At 37.1% G+C, this 4,744-nt stretch carries 3 protein-coding genes; 1 reads left to right on the top strand and 2 read right to left on the bottom strand.

Translation table 11 applies throughout. The annotated features are described in order from the left end of the window. The first annotated feature begins 322 nt into the window (after positions 1 to 322). Positions 323 to 526, top strand: a complete 204-nt coding sequence (locus H6F47_RS26855; RefSeq protein ID WP_096564985.1) for a proteinase inhibitor I4 serpin — start codon at positions 323 to 325, stop codon at positions 524 to 526. Between the two features lie 28 nt (positions 527 to 554). Here H6F47_RS26855 and H6F47_RS26850 read toward each other — a convergent pair whose 3' ends face one another. Together H6F47_RS26850 and H6F47_RS26845 are read right to left on the bottom strand one after the other, a co-directional pair. Beyond that, the gene (locus H6F47_RS26850) at positions 555 to 2,267 is read right to left on the bottom strand and encodes a diflavin flavoprotein (RefSeq protein WP_096572529.1); all 1,713 of its coding nucleotides are present in this window, start codon (positions 2,265 to 2,267) and stop codon (positions 555 to 557) included. 182 nt (positions 2,268 to 2,449) lie between these two features. Beyond that, a complete protein-coding gene (locus tag H6F47_RS26845; protein ID WP_137668904.1) occupies positions 2,450 to 4,168 on the bottom strand; it encodes a diflavin flavoprotein in 1,719 nt (572 codons plus the stop codon). Positions 4,169 to 4,744: the final 576 nt, after the last annotated feature.

Below are 4,744 nucleotides of genomic sequence, written 5' to 3'. Positions count from 1 at the left end.
GCGTCTGGCTAAGGCGTGAAAGTCTACTGAGGGATAACTGCTCCCATGCTCCCGTTGAAGTAGAAAGTAAAGTCTAGTTTTGTCTAGGTTTTATATAGCAGATTGGATCTGACAAAAATAATCCAAAATCTAAAATCCCAAATCCAAAATCCAAAATTAATAACTCCTGACTCTTAAATTAAGTTATGAAAACATAACGTAAAAATCCGTTACCAAAACTGTAACCAGCAAGGATTTATGTATTTTCTATGCGATAGTGAACATCTAACACATCATTAACGTCTAACTAAACAGAAAGCTAGAACAAAAAATGAGGTAGTAGATGAACCGACAAAAATTTAATGTTGTGCAAGAAAATTTTTTACAAAGGCGCTACGGAGTCAGTTTGGGTAGACGCTACGTTTTAGCAGCAGCTAGTATTGTGATGCTGAGTGTATTGGGATATTCAGCAGTAGATAACAATACAAATTTAATCAGTAAATCTTCCCCAAGCAACACTGAATCTCTCTTAGCTGGAGATAATTAGTATCAATTATGATGCTACCTAACTCCTTTTAATAATGTGTACCGGTTTTGCGATGATTAACAGCAGTTACAGTATCCGGTTTGAGTAATTTACCATTATCTACAGTGGCATATACTACCCAATGATCACCACATTCTAGACGTTGGTTAACGGAACATTCTAAATATGCAGCAGCATCAGTCAGGACTGCACAACCATTATCAGCTTCTACCGTTTGGAAATTAGCAAACCTGTCTTCTCCAGGGGCGAAATTTTTACGGAAATGTCTCATGTAGTCTACATGAACACCATCTGGAAGAACATTCAGGACAAACTTACCACCAGGATACATCAATGATTCAACGGCTCTTTCCTTGGCGATCGCCACTGTAATTCCTGGAGGATTAAAAGTAGCTTGAGATACCCATGTCCCCAGCATTGCTGTGGAAACTTCCCCTTGTTTCGCTGCAACTACACATACAGAACCAACTATTCTTCCTACTGCTTGTTCTACAGGGGTTGCAGGTTGTTGTGGTACACGAATTTTTTTCGCTTTTTTCAAACTTTGTGCAAAGTCTGTACCTATTTCTTCGCACATTTTCAGGGTGACTTCATCGGGTTTAAACTTGACTTTCAAAGTGTCAAACCCAAACCGATATCCCCCATCTCGCAGTTTTCCTTCTACCAAGTCTAAAGCTTCTCCACTCCAACCGTAAGAACCAAAGACACCTGCTAATTTACTATTATCACCAATAGCTAAAACAATACCTAAAGCAGTGTGTATGGGTGTGGGAGCATGACCACCGATGGTAGGAGTACCAATAATAAACGCATCTGCCTGTTCTACAGTACCACGAATTTCTCCAGGGGATGCAAATTCGCAATTAATAGATTTTACCGCAACACCACCTTTAGTTAATCCCCAAGCGATCGCCTGTGCTAAAGTGGCAGTGTTACCATAAGCAGAAGCATAAAGTAACGCTACGGAAATTTCCCGATCTTTTTGAGCGCGACTCCATTCAGAATAAGCTTTAGTTAATTCTATCAACCCAGTGCGAATCAATGGACCATGACCTACTGCATACATCCTCACCTGCAAATCAGAAATTTTTTCTAATGCAGCTTCGACATGAGTTGCATGGGGAGCCATCAAACAATTAAAGTAATAACGCTGATCTTCTTTAAAAGCTTCTGAATTATCATCAAAAACTTCATCACCACAGATATGCGACCCAAATAATTTATCAGTATAGAGAATTTGGGTTTGTTGATCATAGGTGCAAAGTGCTTCTGGCCAACGGGGACTAGGAGTAGGTAAGAATTTCAAAACATGACCTTTACCTAAATCTAAAGTTTCTTTCCCCCGCATAATCAAAACTTTAATATCTTGATCTGGGAAAGATGCACGCAAATTATTTGCACCAACCATAGAACAAACAAAAGTAATTTGCGGTGCAAGTTCTAACAGTGCTTTTAAAGTTGGTATACGATTAGGGCTAAAATGACCCAAAATCACATAATCTAACTTTCTCAAATTAACTGTATTCTGCAATGCTGCAAAATAAATATTAGTAAATCCTTCTCCCGGAGGATCAATTAATGCAGTTTTATCGGCTTCTATTAAATAGCAATTTGCGGTAGTTCCTCGACAAAGTGCATATTCAACTTCAAACCTTAGACGTGACCAACTCCTAGCTCTGAGAACTTTGGTATTGGTGGCGATCGGTAAAATTTGTACGTCCCGTGGTTTGGAATCTGTCATAGATTTTTCTTGTGAATAAAAAACTTGAGAAACCCAATTTTTAGCTGAGGTGAAAACGTTAGAAATAGAGTCAGGAAAAGGCATAATATTTATCAAATATTATTCTCATGAAAATATCTGTGTAGGTAATTGATAATTGACAATTAATTATCAATTATCAATTATCAATTATCAATTATCAATTAGTAGTAGTTTCCTACTTTGCGATGACGTACTGCTGTCAGCGCATCTGGTTTGGAAACTTTGCCATCTTCAACAATGCAATATAAAATCCAATGATCGCTACATTCAATTTTGCTGACTACTTCACATTCCATGTATGCAAGTGCATCGGTTAAAATTGGTGAACCGTTTTTAGCAGTTTGAGTTTTCACACCTGCAAATCTATCCGCACCAGGAAGTAAACGTTTGAGGAAGTGTTTTTTCAGGTCTTGATAATTACCTTCTTCTAACACATTGATCACAAAGCGATCGCCTATTTGTAATAAGTTATCAATCGCTCGATCTTTAGCAACAGCAATGGTAAATCCTAATGGTTGAAAACTAGCTTGTGCTACCCAAGAAGCCATCATTGCACCGCTAATTTCACCTTTTTTAGCAGTAACAATATATAATCCGCTGCTAATTCTCCCTAACGCTTTTTCCATGTTCACGTCGAGAGATTTGATTTGTTTGATGTTGCGTTCTCGCACCACCTTTTGTCCCAAATCTGTACCCGCTTCTGTACAAATTTGATAAGTTGCTTCGTTGGGGATTTCTTTAATACGAATTGCGGGAAATGCTTCTTTAATTCCTAAGTCAATAAATTTACGACGTAGAGTATCAATCGGTTCATCATCACCACCATAGCATTCAAATAAACCTACAACTTGTTTATTTTTTGCTACAGCTAATAAAGAACTAATACCAGCTTGTGCTACAATCGAAGAAGTAGGTGGCATTCCAATAATTAAACCTGATGCTCTACCAGCTAATTCTTGAATTTCTTGAAAATCTGCTGTGTGTAAATCAACTACTTCTGAACCCACACCAGCTTTTTGCAAACCATCACCAATTGCATGAGCTAATTGCTCACTATAACCATAACCGGAAACATAAAACAAACCAACCGTAGTTTCTGTTTTCGCTTGTCTTTGACTCCAATTTTGATAATATTCGGTTAAAACATCGAGGTGATGATATAATAATGGTCCGTGTCCATTGGCAATAATTTGAATGTTACCTAGTTCACCCATTCTCTTCATTGCATTCAATAAAGAACGAGCATTGGGACCCATTAAGCAATCATAATAAAACCGAAAATCAGCTTCAATTGCTTCTAAATCTTCGTCAAAGGTGCGATGATCACAAAAGTGCATCCCAAACGCATCACAAGTATAAAGAATTTGGGTTTTGCGATCAAAACTGAAAATTGTATCAGGCCAGTGTAAATTTGGCGCACTGACAAATTCTATTTCATGTCCTTGACCAATATTTATGCGATCGCCACTTTTAACAATTCTTTTGGAAAAAGGATCATGTACCAAACCTTCTAAAAATTGCAATGCTACTTTAGAAGCTAAAACAGTTGCTCTTGGTGCTAATTGTAATACATCTTCTACCAAACCACTATGATCTGGTTCTGTATGACTGACAATTATATAATCAATTGTTTTCGGATTAACTAAACCTTTGAGAGTGTCTAAATATAATTGACGAAACTTCTGATGAGAAGTATCAATTAAAACTGTTTGTTCACCCCTAATTAAATAAGAATTATAGGTTGTACCGTTTTGCAATCCAAATTCAATATCAAAGCGATCCCGATCCCAATCAAGAGAGCGTATCGCTGTTGTATTAGGAGCAATTTCTACAGTTTGTATAGTTAACCTTGGTTCAACTTTCTCTGATATTGCTACCATGATTTGTATCCGATTCTAAATAATATTCTTTTCTCCCCACCATTTTCTTCCTAAAATCTTTTTAAAGCTGTAATTAAGAATATATTTTGTAAAATTAAAGTGGTATCAAACAATGCTATTTTTCAGCATATTTTTTGACACGAAAATCTACTATAGTTATAGCCATCAACATAATATCAACAGAATTATGTAGGGGTTTAGCAATGCTAAACCCCTACAATATTAAGGGAAAATTTTGTGAGTATCTGTTAGTTTATTTTAGGAAAACAGTAACTAGAACACCGATTCATTAATCGTAAGGGCGAAGACCCGAATGCTTCGCCCCTACAAGAAACAGAAAAAATTTTTAACACCCACTTACTTAGGGTTTGCTGAATAAACCTAAAACCTTGATGTATCAAAGGTTAGAGGCTGATAAACACAGAAATTAGTGCAAGGGTTTTGAAGGGTATACCGGAAAAAGTGTGCATTTTTGGGGATTTCAAGAGATGGCAAAGAAATTTTCAAATCTCCTCCTGACTCCTGACTCCTGACTCCTATGCCCTCACGGAAAGACTTTCTCAGCAACCCCTAATT

Source organism: Sphaerospermopsis sp. FACHB-1094, from assembly GCF_014696195.1.
GTDB classification, from domain to species: domain Bacteria; phylum Cyanobacteriota; class Cyanobacteriia; order Cyanobacteriales; family Nostocaceae; genus Sphaerospermopsis; species Sphaerospermopsis kisseleviana.
The sequence above is the reverse complement of the archived record's forward strand: the minus strand, read 5'-3'. Positions and strand labels throughout refer to the sequence as shown.

Excerpts from the sequence above, each read along its gene's own strand:
- H6F47_RS26845 (WP_137668904.1), bottom strand. The coding sequence starts at position 4,168 with ATGGTAGCAATATCAGAGAAAGTTGAACCAAGGTTAACTATACAAACT.
- H6F47_RS26850 (WP_096572529.1), bottom strand. The coding sequence starts at position 2,267 with ATGACAGATTCCAAACCACGGGACGTACAAATTTTACCGATCGCCACC.
- H6F47_RS26855 (WP_096564985.1), top strand. The coding sequence starts at position 323 with ATGAACCGACAAAAATTTAATGTTGTGCAAGAAAATTTTTTACAAAGG.